Origin of the sequence: Pseudomonas lijiangensis (assembly GCF_018968705.1) — a bacterium.
Classification (GTDB): domain Bacteria; phylum Pseudomonadota; class Gammaproteobacteria; order Pseudomonadales; family Pseudomonadaceae; genus Aquipseudomonas; species Aquipseudomonas lijiangensis.
In genome coordinates, this window is record NZ_CP076668.1 from 4555170 (window position 1) to 4579280 (window position 24111).

The 24111-nt window shown below is 57.5% G+C and carries 21 protein-coding genes; 4 read left to right on the top strand and 17 right to left on the bottom strand.

What is annotated here, in order from left to right; genetic code table 11:
- The first annotated feature begins 44 nt into the window (after positions 1-44).
- Positions 45-2462 carry an endopeptidase La gene (lon, locus tag KQP88_RS19055; protein WP_200992800.1) on the top strand — a complete coding sequence of 806 codons (2418 nt, stop codon included), beginning with the start codon at positions 45-47 and terminating at the stop codon, positions 2460-2462.
- A 49-nt stretch (positions 2463-2511) separates the two neighbouring features.
- On the opposite strand, the gene KQP88_RS19060 is transcribed toward lon, so the two are convergent.
- From KQP88_RS19060 to KQP88_RS19085, 6 genes are all read right to left on the bottom strand, one after another.
- The gene (locus KQP88_RS19060) at positions 2512-4506 is read right to left on the bottom strand and encodes a polysaccharide biosynthesis protein (protein ID WP_216705998.1); all 1995 of its coding nucleotides are present in this window, start codon (positions 4504-4506) and stop codon (positions 2512-2514) included.
- Between the two features lie 153 nt (positions 4507-4659).
- Positions 4660-5628 carry a UDP-glucose 4-epimerase family protein gene (locus tag KQP88_RS19065; protein WP_216703905.1) on the bottom strand — a complete coding sequence of 323 codons (969 nt, stop codon included), beginning with the start codon at positions 5626-5628 and terminating at the stop codon, positions 4660-4662.
- Complete coding sequence (locus KQP88_RS19070) at positions 5625-6881, bottom strand: glycosyltransferase family 4 protein (RefSeq protein ID WP_216703906.1); 1257 nt, start codon at positions 6879-6881, stop codon at positions 5625-5627. The genes KQP88_RS19065 and KQP88_RS19070 overlap by 4 nt, the downstream gene beginning before the upstream one ends.
- 14 nt (positions 6882-6895) lie before the next feature.
- A complete protein-coding gene (gene wecB, locus KQP88_RS19075; RefSeq protein WP_025261563.1) occupies positions 6896-8026 on the bottom strand; it encodes a non-hydrolyzing UDP-N-acetylglucosamine 2-epimerase in 1131 nt (376 codons plus the stop codon).
- A 23-nt stretch (positions 8027-8049) separates the two neighbouring features.
- The gene (gene wbjC, locus KQP88_RS19080; protein ID WP_122321324.1) at positions 8050-9168 is read right to left on the bottom strand and encodes a UDP-2-acetamido-2,6-beta-L-arabino-hexul-4-ose reductase; all 1119 of its coding nucleotides are present in this window, start codon (positions 9166-9168) and stop codon (positions 8050-8052) included.
- Between the two features lie 2 nt (positions 9169-9170).
- On the bottom strand, positions 9171-10205 hold the full coding sequence (locus KQP88_RS19085; protein WP_216703907.1) for a polysaccharide biosynthesis protein: 1035 nt from the start codon (positions 10203-10205) through the stop codon (positions 9171-9173).
- A 746-nt stretch (positions 10206-10951) separates the two neighbouring features.
- Here KQP88_RS19085 and KQP88_RS19090 point away from each other — a divergent pair.
- The 3 genes from KQP88_RS19090 (at position 10952) to cmoB (ending at position 13144) form a co-directional block, all read left to right on the top strand.
- Positions 10952-11344: a protease inhibitor I42 family protein gene (locus KQP88_RS19090; RefSeq protein WP_095068631.1), complete on the top strand. Its 393-nt coding sequence runs from the start codon at positions 10952-10954 to the stop codon at positions 11342-11344.
- A gap of 100 nt (positions 11345-11444) precedes the next feature.
- Positions 11445-12188 (top strand): carboxy-S-adenosyl-L-methionine synthase CmoA, encoded by a 744-nt coding sequence (gene cmoA / locus KQP88_RS19095; protein WP_200992802.1) that lies wholly within the window; start codon positions 11445-11447, stop codon positions 12186-12188.
- Positions 12185-13144, top strand: coding sequence for a tRNA 5-methoxyuridine(34)/uridine 5-oxyacetic acid(34) synthase CmoB (gene cmoB, locus KQP88_RS19100; protein WP_216703908.1), 960 nt, complete (start codon positions 12185-12187; stop codon positions 13142-13144). The genes cmoA and cmoB overlap by 4 nt, the downstream gene beginning before the upstream one ends.
- Before the next feature lie 52 nt (positions 13145-13196).
- On the opposite strand, the gene pdxJ is transcribed toward cmoB, so the two are convergent.
- From pdxJ to rpoE, 11 genes are all read right to left on the bottom strand, one after another.
- The gene (gene pdxJ, locus KQP88_RS19105) at positions 13197-13937 is read right to left on the bottom strand and encodes a pyridoxine 5'-phosphate synthase (protein ID WP_198726163.1); all 741 of its coding nucleotides are present in this window, start codon (positions 13935-13937) and stop codon (positions 13197-13199) included.
- A 50-nt stretch (positions 13938-13987) separates the two neighbouring features.
- Positions 13988-14671, bottom strand: coding sequence for a DNA repair protein RecO (recO, locus tag KQP88_RS19110; RefSeq protein ID WP_095068608.1), 684 nt, complete (start codon positions 14669-14671; stop codon positions 13988-13990).
- Between the two features lie 65 nt (positions 14672-14736).
- Positions 14737-15639 carry a GTPase Era gene (era, locus tag KQP88_RS19115; RefSeq protein WP_095068607.1) on the bottom strand — a complete coding sequence of 301 codons (903 nt, stop codon included), beginning with the start codon at positions 15637-15639 and terminating at the stop codon, positions 14737-14739.
- Positions 15632-16321 carry a ribonuclease III gene (rnc, locus tag KQP88_RS19120; protein ID WP_025261572.1) on the bottom strand — a complete coding sequence of 230 codons (690 nt, stop codon included), beginning with the start codon at positions 16319-16321 and terminating at the stop codon, positions 15632-15634. Before rnc ends, era begins: the two co-directional genes overlap by 8 nt.
- Positions 16318-16695 carry a DUF4845 domain-containing protein gene (locus KQP88_RS19125; RefSeq protein WP_025261573.1) on the bottom strand — a complete coding sequence of 126 codons (378 nt, stop codon included), beginning with the start codon at positions 16693-16695 and terminating at the stop codon, positions 16318-16320. Before KQP88_RS19125 ends, rnc begins: the two co-directional genes overlap by 4 nt.
- Positions 16696-16811: 116 nt before the next feature.
- The gene (lepB, locus tag KQP88_RS19130) at positions 16812-17666 is read right to left on the bottom strand and encodes a signal peptidase I (protein ID WP_025261574.1); all 855 of its coding nucleotides are present in this window, start codon (positions 17664-17666) and stop codon (positions 16812-16814) included.
- A gap of 9 nt (positions 17667-17675) precedes the next feature.
- Positions 17676-19472, bottom strand: a complete 1797-nt coding sequence (gene lepA / locus KQP88_RS19135) for a translation elongation factor 4 (RefSeq protein ID WP_025261575.1) — start codon at positions 19470-19472, stop codon at positions 17676-17678.
- A gap of 171 nt (positions 19473-19643) precedes the next feature.
- Positions 19644-21023: a DegQ family serine endoprotease gene (locus KQP88_RS19140; protein ID WP_253950618.1), complete on the bottom strand. Its 1380-nt coding sequence runs from the start codon at positions 21021-21023 to the stop codon at positions 19644-19646.
- 355 nt (positions 21024-21378) lie between these two features.
- Positions 21379-22335, bottom strand: a complete 957-nt coding sequence (locus KQP88_RS19145) for a MucB/RseB C-terminal domain-containing protein (protein ID WP_025261577.1) — start codon at positions 22333-22335, stop codon at positions 21379-21381.
- An 8-nt stretch (positions 22336-22343) separates the two neighbouring features.
- Positions 22344-22934 (bottom strand): RseA family anti-sigma factor, encoded by a 591-nt coding sequence (locus tag KQP88_RS19150; protein WP_025261578.1) that lies wholly within the window; start codon positions 22932-22934, stop codon positions 22344-22346.
- A 32-nt stretch (positions 22935-22966) separates the two neighbouring features.
- Positions 22967-23548 (bottom strand): RNA polymerase sigma factor RpoE, encoded by a 582-nt coding sequence (gene rpoE / locus KQP88_RS19155; protein WP_002554912.1) that lies wholly within the window; start codon positions 23546-23548, stop codon positions 22967-22969.
- Positions 23549-24111 lie beyond the last annotated feature (563 nt).

The window sequence follows — 24111 nt, forward strand, 5'->3', positions numbered from 1 at the left end:
CACTTGCCCCATCTAAGCATCATGTTCAATTTCGCAGGTGCCCTATGAGTGACCAGCAGAAAGACTCGCAAGATTTGCCTGATGGCTCAGCCGAACACACGATTCATCTGAACTCCGATAGCACCTCTCTTGCCCTTCCGGGCCAGAACCTGCCGGACAAGGTCTACATCATTCCGATCCACAACCGCCCTTTCTTTCCGGCACAGGTTCTGCCTGTGATCGTCAATGAAGAGCCGTGGGCCGAAACCCTGGAGCTGGTCAGCAAGTCCGAACATCACTCGCTTGCGCTGTTTTTCATGGACACTCCTCAGGAAGATCCTCGCCACTTCAATACCAAGGCGCTTCCCGAGTATGGCACTTTGGTCAAAGTTCACCATGCCAGCCGCGAAAATGGTCGATTACAGTTCGTGGCCCAGGGCTTGAGCCGCGTTCGTATCCGCACCTGGCTCAAGCACCATCGCCCGCCTTATCTGGTGGAAATCGAATACCCGCAGCAGCCCAACGAGCCGACCGACGAGGTCAAGGCCTACGGCATGGCCCTGATCAACGCGATCAAGGAACTACTGCCGCTCAATCCGCTTTACAGCGAAGAACTGAAGAACTACCTCAACCGCTTCAGCCCCAACGATCCCTCGCCCCTCACCGACTTCGCCGCCGCCCTGACCTCCGCCACTGGCGTCGAGCTGCAGGAAGTGCTCGATTGCGTCCCCATGCTCAAGCGCATGGAGAAAGTCCTGCCGATGCTGCGCAAGGAAGTCGAAGTCGCACGCCTGCAAAAAGAGATCTCCGCCGAGGTCAATCGCAAGATCGGCGAACATCAGCGCCAGTTCTTCCTGAAAGAACAACTCAAGGTCATCCAGCAGGAACTGGGCCTGAGCAAGGACGATCGCAGCGCCGATATCGAACAGTTCGAGCAGCGCCTGGAAGGCAAGACCCTGCCGCCTCAGGCCCGCAAGAAAATCGATGAGGAAATCGGCAAGCTCAAGGTCCTGGAAACCGGCTCTCCCGAATACGCCGTGACCCGCAACTATCTGGACTGGGCCAGCTCTCTGCCCTGGGGTGTCTACGGCGAAGACAAGCTGGACCTCAAGCACGCCCGCAAGGTGCTCGACCAGCACCATGCCGGACTCGACGATATCAAGGCGCGTATTCTCGAATTCCTCGCCGTGGGAGCCTATAAAGGCGAAATCAGCGGCTCGATTGTCCTTCTGGTCGGCCCGCCGGGCGTGGGTAAAACCAGCGTCGGACGTTCGATTGCCGAATCCCTTGGCCGCCCTTTCTATCGTCTGAGCGTAGGCGGCATGCGCGACGAGGCCGAAATCAAGGGCCACCGTCGCACCTACATCGGCGCCCAACCGGGCAAGCTGGTGCAGGCGCTCAAGGACGTGGAAGTCATGAACCCGGTCATCATGCTCGATGAAATCGACAAGATGGGCCAGAGCTACCAGGGCGACCCGGCTTCCGCGCTGCTGGAAACCCTGGACCCGGAACAGAACGTCGAATTCCTCGACCACTACCTGGATCTGCGCCTGGACCTGTCCAAGGTGCTGTTCGTCTGCACCGCCAACACACTGGACTCGATTCCGGGCCCGCTGCTGGACCGCATGGAAGTGATCCGCCTGTCCGGCTACATCACCGAAGAAAAACTCGCCATTGCCAAGCGCCACCTGTGGCCCAAGCAACTGGACAAGGCCGGTGTCACCAAGAACAAACTGTCGATCAGCGACAGCGCCCTGCGCGCAGTCATCGAAGGCTATGCCCGCGAAGCCGGTGTGAGACAACTGGAGAAGCAACTGGGCAAGCTGGTGCGCAAGGCGGTGGTCAAGCTACTCGACGAACCCGACTCGGTCATCAAGATCGGCAACAAGGATCTGGAGGCGTCACTGGGCATGCCGGTGTTCCGCAGCGAACAGGTACTGTCCGGCACCGGCGTGATTACAGGCCTGGCCTGGACCAGTATGGGCGGCGCCACCCTGCCTATCGAAGCGACACGCATCCACACCCTGAACCGCGGCTTCAAGCTGACCGGGCAACTGGGCGACGTGATGAAAGAATCTGCAGAAATAGCCTACAGCTACGTCAGTTCCAACCTGAAAAGCTTCGGCGGCGATGCGAAGTTCTTCGACGAGGCCTTTGTCCATCTCCACGTTCCGGAAGGCGCAACGCCCAAGGACGGCCCGAGTGCCGGCGTGACCATGGCCAGCGCCCTGCTGTCTCTGGCGCGCAATCAGCCGCCGAAGAAAGGCGTGGCCATGACCGGCGAGCTGACCCTGACCGGGCATGTCCTGCCGATTGGTGGTGTGCGAGAAAAGGTCATTGCGGCACGGCGCCAGAAGATCAACGAGCTGATCCTGCCGGAACCCAATCGTGGAAACTTCGAGGAGCTGCCCGATTACCTGAAGGAAGGGTTGACCGTTCACTTCGCCAAGCGCTTTGCGGATGTGGCGAAAGTGTTGTTCTGAAGATGTGCCTTCGTGAAGGGTTCGCACCCTTCACGAAGCTCAACCCGCGCTATTGATTGGCGCGTTGTTCAATATGCTTCCAGTCGACAATCTCGCCCTCTGGCGTATAACCGGCGACCAGTTCGCCGAGCATTTGCCTGACGCGTGGATAGTCGTCCGAGGACACCGCATCCAGCAGCAACGCCAGCTTGTCCTTGAGAACTTCCCATGGCAGGAAGTCTTCGTCAGCACTCATGATCATGGGGTGACGGGTTGGCACTACGTTATCGCCGATCAACAGCTCCTCGTAGAGCTTTTCCCCTGGACGCAGGCCGGTGAACTCGATGGCGATATCGCCATGGGGATTGCGTTCGGAACGCATGCTCAGACCTGACAGATTGATCATGCGCTCGGCCAGCTCGACGATCTTGACCGGTGCGCCCATATCAAGCACGAAGACATCGCCGCCCTGCCCCATGGAGCCTGCCTGAATCACCAGTTGAGCCGCCTCCGGGATGGTCATGAAGTAACGGGTGATATTCGGGTGTGTCACCGTCAGCGGGCCACCGCTCTTGATCTGCTTGTGGAACAGCGGAATCACCGAGCCGGAAGACCCCAGCACATTGCCGAAGCGCACCATCGTAAAGCGTGTCTTGTTGACGTGGGCAACCTTGTTGCTGCCACTGAACAGGACCGGCGCGACCTCGCGACTGAGCGCCTGCAGGATCATTTCCGCGAGTCGCTTGGTACTGCCCATGACGTTGGTGGGACGAACCGCCTTGTCAGTGGAGATCAATACGAAATTGGCCACACCAACCTGAACCGCAGCCTGGGCGGTATGCAAGGTTCCCATGACATTGTTCAGCACACCTTCGGCACTGTTGTGCTCGACGATCGGCACATGCTTGTAGGCCGCAGCGTGATAGACCGTCTCGACCTTCCAGGTCCGCATCAGATCGACCATTTTCTCGAAGTAGCGCACCGACCCGAGAATCGGCAGGACTTCAACCTCAAGAGCTTCTTGCCGAACCTGCTTCTCCAGCTCGCCGAAAATGCTGTAGAGGTTGAACTCGCTGTGCTCGACCAGCAGCAGCCGGGAAGGCTTGAGCATCAGGATCTGACGGCACAGCTCGGAGCCGATCGAACCACCAGCACCGGTGACCATCACGACCTTGCCGGTAATACAGTGCTCCAGCAGGTCTTCCTGAGCCGATACCGAATCGCGCCCCAGCAAGTCGGCGATGCCCACTTCCTGAATGTCATCGACCTTGACCCTGCCGCTGGCCAGATCCATGAAGCCGGGAACACTGCGCACATGCAGCGGATAGCCTTCCAGGTACTCGAGAATCTCGCGACGACGCGCACGGGTCGCTGACGGAATGGCCAGCAGAATCTCCTGGGCACCGGTGGCATCGATCATTTGCTGAATATGCCGGGGTTTGTAAACCACCAGCCCGGCGATGGTGCGCTTGGTCACGCTGCTGTCGTCATCGATGAACGCCACCGGGCGCATCATGCGACCCAGACGCAAGGCTGCGACCAGTTGATTGCCCGCAGCGCCAGCACCGTAGATGGCGACTTTGGGCAACCCGTTGTCCCGTGAAGTAAAGGGTACATGCTGGGAAGCCATGAACCAGTCACCCAGAAAGTACTGGCGCATGATCAGGCGCAAGCCGCCGATCATGATCAGGCTCAACCACCAGTAATTGAAAATGACCGAACGCGGGACCACCACTTCATGGTCGCCATACCAATACACCACAAGCGACACCAGCAACGCCGACAGACTGACGGCTTTGACGATGGTGATCAGCGCATCGTTACCGAAAAAGCGCATGACGGCGCGGTACATGCCAAAGCGGATGAAAATGGGGATGGTCAGCACCGGCGCTGCGGCGAACAACCAGAGATGATCGAAGAGGGAGGTGAAGGTCGCGTCAAACCCCAGCCGCACGACAAAAGCGAGCAGCAAGGCGCCCCAGACCAGCACAATGTCGGCACCGACCTGCACGATTCGCTTGTTCTTGCGCGAAAGACCCAGCATTCGCGAGCGTAATTTCATCATCATCCCTCTACCTCCACCTGACTCCATGTCGCAATGTGCGGACTTCATGGTGTGCGGCGTCGTTGAAAACCATTTATCGCAATTTGGCTACAAGGCGCTTTGCCTGCTACCGCACTGAATTTGAATACCACTCCCCGAAAAACCGGTGCGGGGCTATTTGCCTTGATGTTCCTGATAGTGACGGGCGACCGCCGACAAGGCCTGATCCACGCTTGCCACAGGCGTCCAACCCAGTAACGAGCGCGTTTTCTCGATATCGACCTGCAAGAAACCACAAAGACGCTGGGACAATGCCCGTTTGCCCAGCGATCTGGCTGCCAGCACGAGCAAGGCAGACGGTATGGGCAGCAGACGCGCCGACTTGCCGAGTGCACTGGCCATACGTTTTAGCAGCATGGTCGTCGACAGGTCCTCGCCATCGCTGACCAGAAATGTCTGGTTGGCAGCGGCCGGATGCGACGTGCAGGTAACGATCAGATCGACCAGATTGTCGAGGGCGACCAGGCTGCGTCGATTGTCGATGGCTCCGAAAGGCAGCGGAACGCCTTTGTCCAGCCAGCGCATCATCGACAGGAAGTTGGCCTTCACTCCAGGCCCGTAGACCAGCACCGGCCGGATGATCACCACCTCCAGCCCCGTCTGCTCGGCCAGAGCCCGCAATCCCTGCTCGGCTTCCATCTTGGAGATCCCGTACGGATCGATCGGAGCAGGCGTATCGTCAGCCCGGTAAGGCTGGCCGGGCAAGGTGCCCTCACCGTTGACCTTGATGGAGCTGATGAAGACAAAACGGCGTACGCCAGCCTCTGCTGCCTGACGCGCAAGATTCAATGTCCCTTCGACATTGACCTTGCGAAATGCTGCCAGCGGATCGGCTTCGGTGTCGTTCATGACGTGCACGCGGGCTGCAGCATGGATCACCACCTGCACGTCCCGGAGACTGTCCTGCCACTGCGTCTGTCCATCCAGGCTGGAAACCTGGCAAAGCGTGGCTCGGGGATCGATTTGTGCCGAAGAGTCGCGTACGGCGGCAGTCACTTTATCGCCTCGCGTGAGCAGACTGGCGAGCAGTGCCTTACCGACAAAACCGGTTGCACCTGTCAGTAACACAGAAGAGGAACTCATGACTGACTCACTTTGCGAAGGGTAGCTTGACGAAAAAGGGTTTCCAGACGCATCAGAAGGTTGCCCTTGGCGTAGTGCTGCTCATAATAGTTGCGCCCTGCACGGCCCATGCTTTCGCGCTGGGTCTGACCGGCATCTGCAAGTGCTCGGGTAATCGCTGCCAGCCCCTGGGCATCACCGGAATCACAGGCGAAACCGGCACCTGACTCGTTGATCACCCGTGCAGCTTCACCATTGATCATTCCCAGTATGGGTCTTCCTGACGCCAGGTATGCCTGAACCTTGCCCGGAATGGTCTTTTCAAACACATCATTGGTCTTCAGCGACACCAGCAAGGCATCGGCCTGGGCAAACAGCCCTGGCATGGCTTCCAGTGGATGACGTCCCAGAAGGTGCACATTGTCCAGTTGTCTGGTCGCAATCTGCTCGGCAATCCACTCGCTCATGCGGCCATCCCCGACAATGACCCAGCGCACGGCATTACTGGCCCGCAGCGACTCGGCAGCATCCAGTACGGCAGGGAAATCCTGAGCCTCGCCCAGATTGCCGGCAAAGACGACCGTGAATACATTCGGGTCCGGCTTGATCAAATCACACATTGGCGGCGATGAAGATGAAAAATCGTCTTCAGCCCAGCTTGGAAAGTAAACCAGGCGATCATCGGTAATCGGTCGGGTGCAGTAGCGCCTGACGTTGTCCAGAAAACCGTGGGATTGCAGCAACAGATAATCGGTGCGGTTGTAGATCCACGACACGACCTTGCCGACCCATCCCAGCAGCAAAGGCTGTTTGAGCACACCGACTGCACGCAGGGTTTCGGGCCACAGATCCAGTACCCATACAAACACCGGCGCACGCTTCAACCACCCGATCACCAGCGCCGGAATGGCGGCCATGACAGGCGAGACGGCATACACGAAGATCGTATCGAACTTGCGCCCACGCAGCTTGAAAGCACCCAGCGTCGAAGCGCTGATGAAGAACGACAGGTAGTTGAGCACCAGAGTCAGGCTGCGCTTGCCCCGTGGGACAAGCGGCACCCTGATGACTTCGGCACCGCAGTACTGACTGAATCCTTCAGGCTTCTCGCGGTAACTTTCGAATACCTTGCCTTCAGGGTAATTCGGCAACCCCGTCAAGACGGTGACCTCATGCCCCTTTGCCGAAAGATCGCGGACCAGATCATTGATCCGCATGTTCTCCGGCCAAAAATACTGCGTTACGACAAGAACTTTTAACGCTTTTTCAGCCATTTCTACCACTCGGATCAGTAACGCTTCCAGACAACGCGGTTCACGTAGTCGGTGTAACTGTGCAGGATACGCACGACCTTGTCCGAGACGTTGGGCATGCTGTAGTCGCCCACCAGACGCAGACTGCGCTCGTCACCACGAGACTGACTGTCGAGAATGTTCAAGCCCTGCAATACGCGCTCGGTTTCCAGCCCGACCATCATGGCCGCAGCTTCTTCCATGCCTTCAGGACGCTCATGAGCCTCACGCAGGTTCAATGCCGGGAAGTTCAGGATGGAAGCTTCTTCGTTGATCGTGCCGCTGTCGGACAGTACGGCTTTCGATTCGAGCTGGAGCTTGTTGTAATCCTTGAAGCCCAGTGGCTTGAGCAGGCGCACATTGGCATGGAAAGTCACACCCATGGCGTCAACCCGCTTCTGGGTACGCGGGTGGGTGGAGACGATCACCGGCAGGTCGAACTGCTCGGCCACGGTATTGAGCACGTCCACCAGCTTGAGGAAGTTCTTGTCCGAGTCGACGTTCTCTTCGCGGTGCGCACTGACCACGAAGAACTTGCCAGGCTCAAGCCCCAGACGGGTGAGAACGTCCGAATTGTCGATACCTTCACGGTAATGTCCCAGCACTTCGAACATCGGGCTGCCGGTCTTGATCACGCGATCCGCAGGCAGACCTTCGCGCAGCAGATAATCCCGGGCGATGGTGCTGTAAGTGAGGTTGATGTCGGCCGTATGGTCGACGATACGACGGTTGATTTCTTCCGGAACCCGCATATCGAAGCAACGGTTGCCCGCTTCCATGTGGAATGTCGGGATCTTGCGACGCTTGGCTGGCAACACGGCCATGCAGCTGTTGGTATCACCCAGCACCAGCAGAGCTTCAGGCTGGATTTCAGCCAGCACGCGGTCGACAGCGATGATCACGTTACCGATGGTTTCTGCACCACTGGCACCGGCGGCATTCAGGAAGTGGTCCGGTTTGCGGATGCCCAGGTCCTGAAAGAAGATCTCGTTCAATTCGTAATCGTAGTTCTGGCCGGTGTGGACCAGAATGTGATCGCAATGCTCGTCCAGTGCAGCCATGACCCGCGACAGACGAATGATCTCAGGCCGCGTACCCACGACAGTTACAATTTTCAGCTTTTTCATTTCAATATCCTGTCAACAGCGGCTCAGGCTTCAGTACCGACGGGGCGCGCATAAGTGTCCGGGTGTTCCCGGTCAAAGATTTCATTGGCCCAGAGCATGACGATCATCTCGTCCTCACCGACATTGGTGATGTCGTGGGTCCAGCCGGGTACGGTTTCAACGATCTGCGGTTGCTCACCGGTAGTGAACAGCTCATAGAATTCGCCGGAAACAATATGGCGGAAGCGGAAACAGGCCTTGCCCTTGATGACCAGAAACTTCTCGGTCTTGGAGTGGTGGTAGTGACCGCCACGGGTAATGCCCGGATGCGCAGTGAAATAGGAAAATTGCCCGGAATCACGGGTCTTGAGCATTTCCACGAACACGCCACGCGGATCGCCATGCTTGGGCACTTCATAAGTGAAGCGGTCCGGTGGCAGGTAGCTCAGGTAAGTCGAGTACAAGGCTCGCACCAGACCCGTGCCGACCGGCTCGGTGATCATCGTCTGGCGACTGTCGCGGAACACATGCAGTTGCTCGGCCAGTTCACCCACAGAGATCGCGTATTGCGGCTCGACATTCACAAAAGGCGTACCCGCCAGCTTGCCATCCATGACGGCCAGGAAATGCCTGACCACGTCATCGATGTAAACCAGACTGATACGCGCCTGTGGATCGTTGATGCTGATCGGCAAGCCGCGGGAGACGTTGTGGCAGAACGTCGCGACAGCCGAGTTATAGTTCGGCCGCGCCCATTTGCCGAAAACGTTCGGCAGGCGAAACAGGTGAACCGGCACGCCATGGCTGGCATTCAGAGCCAGGAGTGCGTCTTCGGCACCGCGCTTGCTGCTGCCATAGGCATTGTCCAGCTCGGCCTGGCTCGAAGAGGTGTACAGAATCGGCACCTGACGACCACTGCTCACAATGGCATCGCACAGGGCACGAGTCAGATCGGTATTGCCTGTCTGGAACTCCTGCGGATCCTGTGGACGATTGACACCCGCCAGGTGAAAGATGAAATCCACCTGTGCAACCAGCGCTGGCAGGCTTTCCAGAGAGTCGTCACGGGTAAAGCGCAGAACCTGCACATCGGCCCGTTCCCCGAGATGGGAAACAAGATTCTGGCCAACGAAACCATTGGCGCCCGTAATCAGAACCTTCATCTTCACTCCTCCGGCGTAGCGTGCTCGCCACGCTGGATGGCGCGCATGAAGTCCAGTTTGAGCAACAGACGCTGCATGCCTTCAACATCCAGGCGCTCGGTATTGTGCGAGTTGTAGTCTTCGGTGCGGGAAATCCTGGTTTCGCCCTGTTCGACGAACTTGGCGTAGTTGAGGTCGCGCAAGTCTGGCGGAATGCGGAAATAGTCGCCCTTGTCTTCGGCGCAGGCCATTTCTTCACGGCTCAGCAGCGCTTCATACAGTTTTTCGCCATGGCGTGTGCCGATCACCTGAATCGGGTGATCAGGCTTGCCAACCAGTGCAGTCAGCGCCTTGGCCAGGACTTCGACGGTCGCTGCCGGAGCCTTCTGCACGAACAGATCACCGTTGTTGCCATGCTCGAACGCATAGAGCACCAGGTCGACAGCGTCGCCCAGGGTCATCATGAAGCGGGTCATGTTCGGGTCGGTCAGGGTCAGCTCTTTACCGGCACGAATCTGATCGATGAACAGAGGAATCACGGATCCGCGCGAAGCCATGACGTTGCCATAGCGGGTACCGCAGATGACGGTCTTGTTGTCGTCGACATTGCGCGACTTGGCGACCATGACCTTTTCCATCATCGCCTTGGAAATACCCATGGCGTTGATTGGATAGACGGCCTTGTCGGTGCTGAGGCAGACAACGCGACGGACTTCGTTCTGGATAGCCGCTTCCAGCAGGTTTTCGGTACCGATGACGTTGGTCTTGACCGCTTCCATCGGGTGGAATTCGCAGGACGGAACCTGTTTCAGGGCTGCGGCGTGGAAAATGTAATCGACCCCGCGGGTGGCATTGAGCACGCTCTGGTAATCACGCACATCGCCAATATAGAACTTCAGCTTGCTATTGGCATAGCGCTTGCGCATGTCGTCCTGTTTCTTCTCGTCACGACTGAAAATACGGATTTCCGCAATATCACTGTCGAGGAAGCGCTTGAGGACAGCGTTGCCAAAAGAACCGGTACCGCCAGAGATGAGAAGTTTTTTTCCGCTAAACATAATAATTCCTGAAAATGAGGCAGGCTGTCCTGGGATTAACGAGACTTCAAGGTCAAAAAAACCAATTTGTCTTACTGCTGAGCGCCGGGATAACTGATCGATAAAGCCCGATCAACGCCCTGAAAACAAAAAAGCCGCCCGCAGCAACGCCTGCTACGTCCACGCTGCGACCATCCTGTGCATATTGTCCAACGAACCGTCGTCGAGAGTCGTGAGCCAGATACTGTGCTCGCGGCCGCTCGCAACCGACTGGCTGCGGCTTGCAAGGCAGCCGCCATCTGCGGTCGATTAAACCGTAAATGGACTGCCATACAAAAAACCTTGGCGATTGTGCCACTTCCCTATCGAAATGCCACCTCATTCTAGACTTTACGCCGCCTGCAATCCCCTTCTTTTGCCGTACACGCATTCAAGGCAGATCCAACTCACCCTGTATTGGCTGATAAAGCAGGCTCAAGGAACATCAGAATCCCCTGTCAGCGACACTGGAATGACACAAAACAATTACGCTCTCGACGACTGCAATCTACTCGTAACTCCATGTTTTATATCGGGAGCCTGAATACGCTATCCAGAACAGGAACAAAACCAGCAATGTGCGATGAATGCTGTATGAATTTTCCGAAGCTCACAAAACTTCCCACTTTGCCGACCCTAACGCCAATTGCCAGGCAGCACAGTTCTTCATCGTGCCCACACATCAATGCGTTATGCTCCAGCATCGTCACGCAAAACCGGAACTTGCCATGACCCACACCCGTCTCCTCGCCCCCTTGGGCCTTGCCCTGCTGACCGCCTGCGCGCAAACACCGAAGACCATCGTTTCTGTGGAAGCCCAGAGCGACTGTCCGCTGACACTCAAGAGTGGACAAACCCTGATACTCACTCTGCCCAGCAACCCCACCACCGGCTTTCGCTGGCTGATCCAGAATCCGGCACAGAGCGTGCTGCGCAGCCTGGGCCCCGAGGTTTATAAAAACTCGCAAAACACGGAAATGGTGGGCAGTGGCGGGCAATCGGTATGGCGTTACAAGGCGACCGATGCTGGCACGGGACAACTGGTGATGATCTACCAACAGCCCTGGACACCGGAAGCGGCTCCCGAACAGACTTTCGAGTGTGCAATCACCGTGAACTGAGGCGTTTTGCGCGCTCTGTCAGACAACACGCTCTGCCTCATGCATCCCGGCGACAACTTGGCTAGAATGCCCGCCTTTCAAAGCCTTCGCCGGAACCGCCGTGAGCAAAGAACCCGACCGCATTTTCGCCCAGCCATTGGCTCAGGTGCCTGACTTCGCCTTCAACGAGGATGTGGTGCGGGTCTTTCCGGACATGATCAAGCGCTCGGTCCCCGGCTACCCGACGATTGTCGAGAACCTGGGTGTGCTCGCCGCACAGTTCGCCAGACCCGACACGGTTCTGTATGACCTGGGCAGCTCCCTCGGCGCCGTGACTCAAGCCCTGCGCCGCCATGTGCGCAGCGAAGGCTGCAAGGTCATCGCCGTGGACAATTCGGCCGCGATGGTCGAGCGCTGCCGTGAATACCTCAATGCGCAGAACTCGATGTTTCAGGAGTTGCTGCCAGTGGAAGTGATCGAGGGCGACATTCTGGCGTTGCAGTTCCAGCCCTCTTCGGTGGTGGCCTTGAACTTCACCCTGCAATTCATTGCCCCGCAGCAGCGACTCGCGCTGCTGACCCGCATTCGTCAGGCACTGGTGCCTGGTGGCGCCTTGATCCTCTCGGAAAAGCTGCGTTTCAGCGACGAGCAGGAGCATGCCCTGCTGACCGACCTGCATATCGCATTCAAGCGCGCCAACGGCTACAGCGATCTGGAAATAGCCCAGAAGCGCAGCGCCATCGAAAACGTCATGAAACCCGACAGCCTCGAAGAACACCGCCAACGCCTGTTGGCCGCCGGTTTTTCAAAGGTCGTCCCATGGTTCCAATGCCTTAACTTTGCCTCGTTGATTGCCCTGCCATGATTGATCTCGCTCCACTTGTCCGCCGCCTTGCAGGCACGCCACTCGCTGAATGGGCCAACGGCCTGCAGGCACAACTCGACACCAAGATGGCCAAGGGGCACGGCGACCTGCAACGCTGGCAAAGTGCGCTGGATGCCTTGCCCCCGCTGACAGCGGAACGTGTCGAGCTGGCCGACAGCTTTACCCTGGAAGTCGAGTGTGACGACGAAACCCGCTCCCGGCTGCGTCAGGCCCTGATGGGCCTGTCACCTTGGCGCAAGGGGCCGTTCGATGTATTCGGCGTGCATATCGATACCGAATGGCGCTCGGACTGGAAATGGTCCCGCGTCTCGCCGCACCTGGATCTCAAAGGCAAACGCATCCTGGATGTAGGCTGCGGCAACGGCTATTACCAGTGGCGCATGCTGGGTGCAGGAGCCGAGAGCGTGATTGGTGTGGACCCGAACTGGCTGTTCTTCTGCCAGTTCCAGGCCATGCAGCGCTACCTGCCGGACCTGCCCGCCTGGCACTTGCCGTTTGCCCTGGAAGATCTGCCTGCCAATCTTGAAGGCTTCGATACCGTGTTCTCCATGGGCGTGCTGTATCACCGCAAATCGCCTGTCGACCATTTGCTGGCCTTGAAAGACTGCCTGGTCAAAGGCGGTGAGCTGGTCATGGAAACCCTGGTGGTGCCGGGTGATGCACAGCAAGTGCTGGTCCCGGAAGATCGCTATGCACAGATGCGCAATGTATGGTTCCTGCCGTCAGTAGCGGCACTGGTACTGTGGCTGCGGCGCGCCGGATTCGTCGATGTACGTTGCGTGGATGTCAGCACCACCACCGTGCAGGAACAACGCAGCACCGAATGGATGCGCTATCAGTCGCTGGGCGACTTCCTCGACCCCGAGGACCACAGCCGCACCGTGGAAGGCCTGCCTGCACCGATGCGTGCCGTGATTGTCGGGCGCAAGCCTTGAGTCTTCGCGGATGAATCCCGCCAGGAGAGAATTCATCCGCGCAGGACGGTGATTATTTCGCTGCTGCCACGATCAACGCCTTCATTTCTGCCACGGCAGCCTTGAAGCCTACGAACAAGGCATGCGCCACCAGCGCATGACCGATGTTCAGCTCATTGATACCTTTGATCGCTGCCACCGCTTCGACGTTGTGGTAATGCAGGCCGTGACCGGCATTGACGATCAACCCCTGAGCCACCCCGAACGCCACACCATCGGCAATGCGCTTGAGCTCTTCTGCGACTTCAGCTGGCGTCTGCGCGTCGGCGTAGCGGCCAGTATGCAGTTCGATGGCCGGAGCACCGACGCGCCTGGAAGCGGCGATCTGCTGTTCGTCGGCATCGATGAACAGCGAGACTTCGCAGCCGATCTTCGACAGCCGCTCCACCGCCGCCTTGATACGCTCTTCCTGACCGGCGACATCCAGGCCACCCTCGGTGGTGAGTTCCTGACGGGTTTCCGGGACCAGGCATACATGGGCCGGACGAATGCGCTCGGCAAAAGCGAGCATTTCTTCGGTCACGCCCATCTCGAAATTCATGCGTGTCTGCAGCACGTCCTTGAGCAGCAGGACGTCGCGCTCCTGGATGTGACGACGGTCTTCACGCAAATGCACGGTGATGCCATCCGCGCCCGCCTCTTCGGCATCCAGCGCGGCTTTCACCGGATCCGGATAACGTGTACCGCGAGCCTGACGCAAGGTGGCAACGTGGTCGATGTTAACGCCAAGAAGGATGCGAGTGCTTTGGGTCACGGGTGTCTCCTGAAATTTGATCGAAGCAGGCCGCAGAGCATAAAGCCTGTTCACGGCTTGCGAAACAGTTCACGGCTCACTAATGGACGTCCGCCCAGATGCACGGCCAGTGCCTGACGCATCAGACGCTTGGCGGCAGACAGCGCACCCGGAGCACTCCAGTCGGCCTCGGCCATGGCCAGTAGCTCAACGCCTTGAAACAGTCCGGGCTGCAACAGATAGACCCGCTCAAGCCCTGCATCCACTTGCAGGCGATACAAACCATCGGCAGCAAGCGGCTCGCCATTGATATCCACGTCCAGCGCAAAGCCATAGCCCAGATCGTCCAGCAGTCGCCATTCGAATGAACGCAACAGAGGCTCAAGAGGACGACCTTGCGCCAAGGCTGTCAGGGTCGCGGCATAGTGGTCGAAGACGGCGGGATGAGGATCTTCCGATGGCAACAGGCGAATCAGCAGTTCGTTGAGGTACATGCCACTGAACAAGGCCTCGCCGGATAACCAGATGGCAACGCCGACACCTTCCATGCGCCCGACATTCTTGAGCTCGCCACGCCCGCGAAACTCTGCCTCAAGAGGCACGAAAGGACGCGCCAGCGTACCGGCCTTGCCGCGAGCATTACGCAGCACAGCGCGCAAACGGCCTTGAGGTGTGAGGAAATCGACCAGAGCGCTGTTTTCGCGATAGGCCCGGCTGTGAAGCACATAAGCAGGTTGGCCGGTTGGCGTGCTCATCGGGGTGGCTCGCAAGAAAGGAGATTCACCCGGTCACGAAGATTCATGACCGGATGACAGGACACTTACAGGTCGCCGTAGCCCAATGAACGCAAGGCGCGCTCATCATCGGACCAGCCGCCTTTGACCTTGACCCACAGGTTGAGCATGACCTTGGAATCGAACAGCAGCTCCATGTCGCGACGGGCATCGCTGCCGATGCGCTTGATCCGCTCACCCTTGTCGCCAATGATGATTTTCTTCTGGCCGTCACGCTCGACAAGAATCAGGGCATGGATATGCAAGGTACGTCCCTGCTGCTTGAACTCTTCGATTTCGACGGTGATCTGGTACGGAAGCTCGGCACCCAACTGGCGCATGATTTTCTCGCGAACCAGCTCCGCAGCCAGGAAGCGGCTGCTGCGGTCGGTGATCTGGTCTTCCGGGAAGAAGTGATCGTTTTCCGGCAGGTGGGAAGCGATCAGGCCTTCCAGCGCATCGAGGTTGTGCCCGTGCTGCGCAGAAATCGGCACGATGGACGCATTGGGCAACTGGCCTTGCAGCCATTCCAGATGCGGCATCAGCTCGCCCTTGTCTTCGATGCGATCGGTCTTGTTGATCGCCAGGATGACAGGGCCCTGCACATACTGGACACGTTCCAGAACCATCTGGTCCTCGTCGGTCCAGCGGGTACGGTCAACCACGAAGATCACGACATCGACGTCTTTCAAGGCAGCCGAAGCGGTCTTGTTCATGTAGCGGTTGAGCGCTTTTTCGCTGTTCTTGTGCATGCCTGGGGTATCGACATAGATCGCCTGCACGGCGCCTTCGGTCTTGATACCCAGCATGTTGTGACGAGTGGTCTGAGGCTTGCGCGAGGTGATCGCCAGCTTCTGGCCAAGAATATGGTTGAGCAGCGTGGACTTGCCTACGTTGGGGCGGCCGACGATGGCAACATAGCCACAGCGAGTTGCAGTTGTATCAGTCATGACCGTTCTCCACGCCCAGGGCAATGAGTGCTGCGGCCGCGGCTACCTGTTCGGCAATGCGACGGCTGACACCCTGACCTCGACTCTTTTCATTCAGTAAGGTGATCTCGCATTCGACGAAAAACGTCCGGCAATGCGGTTCGCCCTGGATATCCACCACTTCGTAACGCGGCAATTCACAGGCACGGGACTGAAGGAATTCCTGCAGTCGGGTTTTCGGGTCCTTGTTGGTATCGACCAGTGTCAGGCTGTCGAACTCGTTGGTCAGCCATGCCAGGACACGCTCACGCGCAACCTCCATGCCCGAATCGAGATAGATGGCACCGATCAACGCCTCAAGGGCATCGGCCAGGATCGACTCGCGACGGAAACCGCCGCTCTTCAATTCGCCGGAGCCCAGACGCAGATATTCGCCCAGATCGAAACCACGGGCCAGCAATGCCAGGGTTTCCCCTTTCACCAAGCGTGCGCGCAAACGCGACAACTGGCCTTCGCGGGCCTGGGGAAAGCGCTCGAACAGGGCTTCACCGGCTACGAAGTTGAGGATCGCATCACCGAGAAACTCCAGACGCTCATTATTGCGGCCAGCAAAACTGCGGTGGGTCAGGGCCAGGATCATCAGTTCCTGATCCTTGAAGGTATAGCCGAGCTGACGCTCCAGGCGGCTCAAGGATACGCTCACAGTTTACCCACGCTGAATTGCTGATCGAACTTCATCACCAGATCGATATTCTGGATCAACGGCTCACGCTGTTCATAGTTCAAATGGGCGCTGAACTTGCCGTTCTGCACCGTCACCTTTAAAGCCTTGTTCAAATCCACATCCCGAATATTGTTGACCTGCATGTTTTTACCGACATAACTGTAAAAATCGTCGACCGTGGTGATTTCCAGGGCCTGATTGCTCTCGACCGACTCGATGATCTTCTTCATCGACATGTAGTCAAGATAGTGCGGGATCAGCTTGAAAGCCGTGCTCGTCACAAATGCGACAAGCGCCAGCGCAATCAGCCACCCCACGAACGACAAACCTTTCTGAGAAGCGGAAAACGTCATGTTTCGACCTCGACCCCAAGGATAGCCCGTTCACGCAACCGACATGACTTATCGATCAGAAACGTTTCGGGCCAGCCCAAATGAGATACGGCGCTGCTCTAGCAGCGCCGCATTGATTACTTGATCAGCCCGACCCGTGAAAAGTTAGGGAAGTGACTGAGCTTGGGCTCCGGCCAGCTCATCCAGACAGCAAACGCCTTGCCGACGATGTTCTTGTCAGGAACCATGCCCAGTTCGTTCTTGGGAATGTTCGGATCGTCCCAGTAACGGCTGTCATTGGAGTTGTCGCGGTTGTCGCCCATCATGAAGTAATGCGCAGCCGGCACGGTCCACTCGCTGTCAGGCGGCGCACGGTAGCGGCTCATTTCCTGACGGATCTGGTGCTCGACATCGCCCAGCAGCTCTTCATAAAGCTCGGCACTGCCCAGAGTGCCCGGCTCGCTACCGATCAGCTTCTTGGCAACCAGCTCACCATTGACGAACAGACGCTTGTCGCTGGTGTAGCGGATATGGTCGCCCGGCAGGCCCACTACACGCTTGATGTAGTTGACGCTCGGGTCGCTCGGGTAGCGAAACACCATGACGTCGCCACGCTTCGGGTCGCCGATCTGGATCACTTTCTGATCCAGCACCGGCAGACGGATGCCGTAGGAGAACTTGTTGACCAGGATGAAATCACCCACCTCCAGTGTCGGTTTCATGGAGCCCGAAGGAATCTGGAAGGGTTCGACCAGAAACGAACGGAGCACCAGCACGAGAAACAGCACCGGAAAGAACGATTTGCCGTATTCAACCAGCAAAGGCTCTTTGTTCAATTGCTCAACAACCGCGATGTCAGGCTGACTGACACTGCCCTGATAGGTCGAGATGGCAGCCCGGCGACGAGGCGCCAGGAAAACCAGATCGATCAGTGCGAGCACGCCACAGACAAAGACTGCGATGACCAACAACAGCGGGAAATTTAGTGACATAGGACCTGACTATTCCAACCTGAGCACTGCAAGGAAAGCTTCCTGTGGGATCTCCACGTTGCCGACCTGCTTCATGCGTTTCTTACCGGCCTTTTGCTTCTCCAGCAACTTGCGCTTACGGCTTACGTCGCCGCCATAACATTTGGCCAGTACGTTCTTTCTAAGTGCCTTGACGGTTGTACGCGCCACAATCTGACCACCAATGGCGGCCTGGATTGCCACATCGAACATCTGCCGCGGAATCAGCTCTTTCATTTTCTCGGTCAACGCACGCCCTTTGTAGTGCGCGTTGTCACGATGCACGATCAACGCCAAGGCGTCGACCTTCTCGCCGTTGATCAACACATCGAGTTTCACCAGATTGGCTGACTGGTAACGATCGAAATGATAATCCAGCGAAGCATAACCACGGCTGACAGACTTGAGACGATCGAAGAAGTCCAGGACCACTTCGTTCATCGGCAGGTCATAGCTCACCTGAACCTGGGTACCCAGGAACAACATGTCGTGCTGAACGCCACGCTTCTCGATGCACAGCGTAATGACGTTACCCAGATGCTCCTGAGGCACAAGAATATTGGCCCGCACGATCGGCTCGCGCATGTCCTCGATAGCGGACAGGTCAGGAAGCTTGGACGGGTTGTCGACGTAAATCGTTTCACCGTTCTTGAGCAACAGCTCGAAAATTACCGTTGGCGCAGTGGTAATCAGGTCCAGATCGTATTCACGCTCCAGACGCTCCTGGATGATCTCCATGTGGAGCATGCCCAGGAAGCCGCAGCGGAAGCCGAAGCCCAGGGCATCGGAGCTTTCCGGCAGGTATTGCAGCGAAGAGTCGTTGAGCGTCAGCTTTTGCAGAGCTTCACGGAAATCTTCGAAATCGTCCGAACTGACCGGGAACAGGCCGGCATAGACCTGAGGCTGAATGCGCTTGAAGCCTGGCAGCACATCGACATCGGGAGTGGAGCTCAGGGTCAGGGTGTCACCGACCGGAGCACCATGAATGTCCTTGATGCCCGCGATGATGAAGCCTACTTCACCGGCCTTGAGGTCAACGGTCGCAGTGTGCTTGGGGTTGAACACACCCACGCTGTCGACCAAGTGCACCTTGCCGGTGGATTTGACGAGGATCTTGTCGCCTTTCTTGACACGGCCATGGCGAACACGCACCAGGGAAACAACGCCCAGGTAGTTATCGAACCACGAGTCGATGATCAACGCCTGCAGCGGATCTTCGATATTGCCTTCGGGTGCTGGAATGGTCGCAACCAGGCGCTCCAGCACTTCGTCGACACCCATGCCGCTCTTGGCGCTGCATGCCACTGCATCGGTGGCGTCGATGCCGATGATCTTCTCGATCTCTTCCTTGACGCGGTCGGGATCGGCCTGCGGCAAGTCCATCTTGTTCAGTACCGGCATGACCTCAAGGCCCTGCTCGATAGCGGTGTAGCAGTTGGCAACCGACTGTGCCTCCACGCCCTGACCGGCATCGACGACCAGCAGCGCGCCTTCACAGGCGGCCAGGGAACGGCTGACTTCATAGGTGAAGTCCACGTGGCCCGGGGTGTCAATGAAGTTCAGCTGGTAGGTCTTACCGTCTTTGGCCTTGTAGTACAGGGTTACGCTGTGGGCCTTGATGGTGATCCCGCGCTCGCGCTCAAGATCCATGGAGTCGAGGACCTGCGCTTCCATTTCGCGCTCGGACAGGCCACCGCACATTTGAATGAAGCGGTCGGCCAGCGTCGACTTGCCATGGTCAATGTGGGCGATGATGGAGAAATTGCGGATATGACTCAAATCACTCACGGATCAACACTCAAAAAGGTTGCAGGCAGATTGCCCGCCGAAAAATAGCCGGGAATTGTACCTGAAGGAAGCAAGAGGCGTCACGCCCAGAGGGATACAGAACAATACCCATCCGGCAGACACCCACAAAAAAGGGCGGTATAGACCGCCCTTTTTCGTCAAACCTGCCGATTACTCAGCCAGTTTGAAGGTAATGAAACTTGCCCGCCCCTGACGCAGAACGCGCATGGAGACGGAACGATCCTTCGGAAGGCTCTTGGCGACTTCGGTGAATTGCTTCGCCGAAACGATGGCCTGATTGTTCAGGTGAGTGATGACATCACCCGCCTGCAGACCGATCAGTGCTGCCGGACCACCCTGCACTTCCTTGATGACCACGCCACCCTTGAGGTCGAAGCTCTTCTTCTGCTCGGCAGTCAGCTCGATCACCGAAACACCCAGGCGATTGCTGCTGCGCTCGGCTCCCGGGCCTGTAGCACCCATTTCCTGACCTTCGTCCGGCAGGGCGCCGACGGTGACGGTCAGATTCTGACGCTTGCCATCACGGATCACTTCAAGCTCGGCCTTGCTGCCATCCTTGAGATTGCCGATCAGGTGCGGAAGGTCTGCGGACATGACAATCGGCTGACCGTTGGCACTGAGGATCACATCACCGACCTGCAGGCCACCTTTTGCTGCCGGGCCATCTTCAAGCACCTGCGCAACCAGGGCGCCAGCAGGCTTGTCGAGACCGAAGGATTCGGCCAGGTCCTTGTTGACCTCCTGGATCACTACACCCAGCCAGCCACGATTGACCTTGCCATTGGCCTTGAGCTGATTGGCGACATCCATGGCCACATCGATAGGGATCGCGAACGACAGGCCCATGAACCCGCCGGAGCGGGTGAAAATCTGCGAGTTGATACCCACGACTTCACCAGCCATGTTGAACAGCGGACCACCCGAGTTACCCGGATTGATCGCCACGTCGGTCTGGATGAACGGCACATAAGTATCGTTCGGCAGACTGCGACCCTTGGCGCTGACGATGCCTTTGGTCACCGAATGATCAAAGCCGAACGGCGAACCGATGGCCAGCACCCACTCACCCACTTTCAGCTTGTTGGAGTTACCCAACTTGGCGGTAGGCAGGTTCTTGCCATCGATCTTCAGGACAGCAACGTCGGTACGCGGATCGGTGCCGACCAGCTTGGCCTTCAATTCACTGCGATCGGAAAGGCGAACGATGATTTCATCGGCGCCATCGATCACATGGTTGTTGGTCAGGACATAGCCATCACCGGAAATGATGAAGCCCGAACCCAGGGATTGAGCTTCGCGCTGGCGATCCCCCTTCCCGGGAGCACGAGATCCAGGTGGCATGCTGCGTTCGAGAAACTCGCGCAACATGGGCGGCAGGCCTTCCATATCAGGAATCTGACCGGCGACCGCACGATCAGGCATTTTTTGACGGGTGCTGATATTCACTACCGCAGGCGAAGCCTGTTCAACCAGTCCGGTGAAATCCGGCAAGTCCTCGGCCTGAGCCACAGCGACCTGGCCGAGCATCATCACGGCGGCAATCAGCGAAACATAAGATTTCAAACGTGGTATCGACATACGGCTCCCGTTAACAACGAGCAAAGTTAAGCAGTACAGAGCGACTGGCTCAAAGACTCATGCGCCGCATAGGATGCGACACCTGGACCAGCTTTCCGGCCCCAGAAACGACAAAGGCCAGAGCTGCAAGGCTGTGACCTATAGAAAAAAACGAGAGTTTTTGCAACTTGCAAACCTCACCAAACATTTCAGTATCTCTGCCCAAGGCCAGGTGAACTGCGGTCTGGCGTGTTATCGAGCCCAAGATGAAACCTTTTATACATCCCGGGCATTGACATCATTTCCAACGTTACCTGTCAGGACAGGATTACTTGCTGGCCTGCATATCGGTGCTGCGCATGGACAGAGCCACATGCTCAGCGGTCCCCATGGGAATCTCGCCAACCACAGTCACCATCACGACACCACGCGGCGTGGTGAGCCTGCGCGACACGGCGACCGTAGGCCCAAGCTGGGTACGGATATCCGTCGTCGAGCCATCGCTCACCGACTCGATGAATACCGAGAAACGCGCCAGGCCATCGCTGTACATCAGGCTGGAGACTAGCGCTTTCGAAGCAGGATCCTTGCGGGCGGCACTGCTGCTGAGCTCGAAACCTGGCGGCAGCCATTCGGAGCGCCACGCAACAGGCGCGCTTGAAGGCTCAGCCTTGGCCTTGACGGCACTCACCGCCTTGCAATCGGAACTGGGCTGCAGCGACGCTGCGGAAGGTGCGACTGTATCGAGCTCGGTAAACTGGAAACGCTCCAGCAACTGCCCTTTCTCGCTCAACAGAAGAGACTTCAGAGGCAGACCGGTTTCGTTATCCACATGCAACTCGATCCCGTAGCGGTGCTGGTCCTTGGGCGTAATGGCCACAATAGTAGCCGCCCGACCTGCAACTCTGGACTTGCCGACAATCGTCATGTCGTACCAGGCCGAGAGTTTTTGGGTATCGAAAATACGCGCAGTAGAATCGGAGGGATTGGCAACGCCCGAAACAAGCGTGCCACTGACACATTGTGTCAGACCGTCAACACGCAAGACTTCCTGAGCAGAGCCATCGAGCTGCAGCAGCCTCTCACTGACCTTACCGTTACCGACACTGTGCCAGATACGGTGAGTGGAGAAGCTGCCGTTACGTTCGTAAACGAAAGTACCCTGGTAGCTCTGTTGCTGATTGGCTTGCGCAAGACGCTTGAACATGTCTTGCGCATCATCGGCATGCGCGGGAAGGGCAAGCCATCCACCGAGCAGAAGCGGTAATAGCGGGACGGCTCGCATGCTCTTCCTTAACGGTTTTCCAGACTTGCAGCACGTGCGTATGGCAGCGCGCTTTCAGTGCCTTTCAACGCTGCTTCCTGAGCGTGTTGACGCAGATAACCAGGCAGACGCTGATCGCCTTCACCGGCCTGACCCTGCAAGACACCATTGGCCATAGGACCGGTCTGCTCGGTTGGCTCGGTGTAACCGGCCAGTACTGCCGGGCCTTTGACTTGCGGCACGGACAGGTTGGCTGGCTGCTGAACCTGCTGAGCCAACTGGGCACCGGCGATTTCGTCCTGGTTATAGAGACGAACACCTGCCAGAACGGCGACAGTTACCGAAGCGGCAACGGCCAGACGACCCAGAGTGCGCCACGGGCCGCGAGCGACCTTCAGCGGGCTCACTTCATCGGCGATTGCGGCAGATACAGCAGCCGAAATATCCAGATGAGGCACCAGCAACTCTTTATGCATGGCTGCACGGGCAACCTGATAACGCGACCACGTTGCACGTGTTTCGGCGTCGTCAATTGCATTCAGTACCCGACGTAATTCCAACTCATCCGCTTCGTTATCCATCACTGCGGACAGCGATTCCTGCAGGGCTTCACGACTCATGGCGGTTTCCTCTCTTGGCTATCGCCGCTGTCTCAGGATTCCTGCAACAACGGCTGCAGGGCTTTGTCGATGGCTTCCCGAGCGCGGAAGATCCGGGAGCGCACGGTACCAACGGGACATTGCATGACGCTCGCAATGTCTTCGTAACTCAGACCATCAAATTCACGCAAAGTTAGTGCAGTGCGCAAATCTTCCGGGAGAAGCTGGATGGTCCGATGGACAGTGCCCTCGATCTCATCCCTCAACAATGCACGCTCTGGCGATTCGATGTCCTTGAGGCCATGATCGCCATCGTAGAACTCCGCATCTTCAGACCTTACATCGCTATCTGGTGGTCGCCGACCGCGCGACACCAAATAGTTTTTCGCCGTGTTGATGGCGATGCGGTACAGCCATGTATAGAAAGCACTGTCACCGCGAAAGTTGCCTAGTGCACGATAGGCCTTGATAAAGGCTTCCTGTGCAACGTCTTGAGCCTCATGGGTGTCGTGCACGAATCGCACGATCAACCCTAGAATCTTGTGCTGATACTTCAGCACCAACAGATCAAATGCTCGCGTGTCACCGCGCTGAACGCGCTCGACAAGCTGCTGATCCTCTTCCTGGGTTAGCATGAACACTCCTCGTTGAGCATGGAGGGGTGTTGCATCAGCCATTGTTCAGGCTTGCAAACATAGACTCGGGCTTTTCGCAAAAGTTCTCCCCTTCCAAGCAAGTTTCCTGCAGGCAGTGATTAGACCTGCACGAAAAACGCAGCTCGACCAAGGTCGGCTGCGTGAATAGTCTTGTCGCCGGTCCCACTGTCGATGATCGATCGACTTCGTGCAGACCGGCGCTGTTCCTTTATAGGCAACCCGCTATTGAGCATAGGCCCGATTAAAAGTTCCCATGCTCATTCACAGGCGCAAGACACCTTTCTCCCGGAATCAGGCCAATGCTGCAGCCCTGATAAGCGACTCAATGGAAAACGGTATGCATGACATCAGGGACTGGCGCACAATCCTGTGCCGCAATAGTCTCAGATTGCCATAAAGGCGAGGCTATTGTGCCGATACCCCCTTACTTATACTAGGGCCTGTTGCCGTTTCAGCACGAACTCCATGACTGCGCAAAACAAAGCATGTCCACCCGATCCGTGGCATAGCGCAAAACCATACTGAAATCACAGAACCTGATG

Coding starts and splice junctions, on each gene's coding strand:
- KQP88_RS19070 (WP_216703906.1), bottom strand. CDS start 6,881: ATGGCTGAAAAAGCGTTAAAAGTTCTTGTCGTAACGCAGTATTTTTGG.
- KQP88_RS19150 (WP_025261578.1), bottom strand. CDS start 22,934: ATGAGTCGTGAAGCCCTGCAGGAATCGCTGTCCGCAGTGATGGATAAC.
- KQP88_RS19125 (WP_025261573.1), bottom strand. CDS start 16,695: ATGACGTTTTCCGCTTCTCAGAAAGGTTTGTCGTTCGTGGGGTGGCTG.
- KQP88_RS19140 (WP_253950618.1), bottom strand. CDS start 21,023: ATGATGCTCGGCCAGGTCGCTGTGGCTCAGGCCGAGGACTTGCCGGAT.
- wbjC (WP_122321324.1), bottom strand. CDS start 9,168: ATGAAGGTTCTGATTACGGGCGCCAATGGTTTCGTTGGCCAGAATCTT.
- KQP88_RS19060 (WP_216705998.1), bottom strand. CDS start 4,506: ATGATGAAATTACGCTCGCGAATGCTGGGTCTTTCGCGCAAGAACAAG.
- KQP88_RS19065 (WP_216703905.1), bottom strand. CDS start 5,628: ATGAGTTCCTCTTCTGTGTTACTGACAGGTGCAACCGGTTTTGTCGGT.
- era (WP_095068607.1), bottom strand. CDS start 15,639: ATGACTGATACAACTGCAACTCGCTGTGGCTATGTTGCCATCGTCGGC.
- wecB (WP_025261563.1), bottom strand. CDS start 8,026: ATGAAAAAGCTGAAAATTGTAACTGTCGTGGGTACGCGGCCTGAGATC.
- lon (WP_200992800.1), top strand. CDS start 45: ATGAGTGACCAGCAGAAAGACTCGCAAGATTTGCCTGATGGCTCAGCC.
- cmoB (WP_216703908.1), top strand. CDS start 12,185: ATGATTGATCTCGCTCCACTTGTCCGCCGCCTTGCAGGCACGCCACTC.
- lepB (WP_025261574.1), bottom strand. CDS start 17,666: ATGTCACTAAATTTCCCGCTGTTGTTGGTCATCGCAGTCTTTGTCTGT.
- recO (WP_095068608.1), bottom strand. CDS start 14,671: ATGAGCACGCCAACCGGCCAACCTGCTTATGTGCTTCACAGCCGGGCC.
- KQP88_RS19145 (WP_025261577.1), bottom strand. CDS start 22,335: ATGCGAGCCGTCCCGCTATTACCGCTTCTGCTCGGTGGATGGCTTGCC.
- rpoE (WP_002554912.1), bottom strand. CDS start 23,548: ATGCTAACCCAGGAAGAGGATCAGCAGCTTGTCGAGCGCGTTCAGCGC.
- KQP88_RS19085 (WP_216703907.1), bottom strand. CDS start 10,205: ATGTTTAGCGGAAAAAAACTTCTCATCTCTGGCGGTACCGGTTCTTTT.
- KQP88_RS19090 (WP_095068631.1), top strand. CDS start 10,952: ATGACCCACACCCGTCTCCTCGCCCCCTTGGGCCTTGCCCTGCTGACC.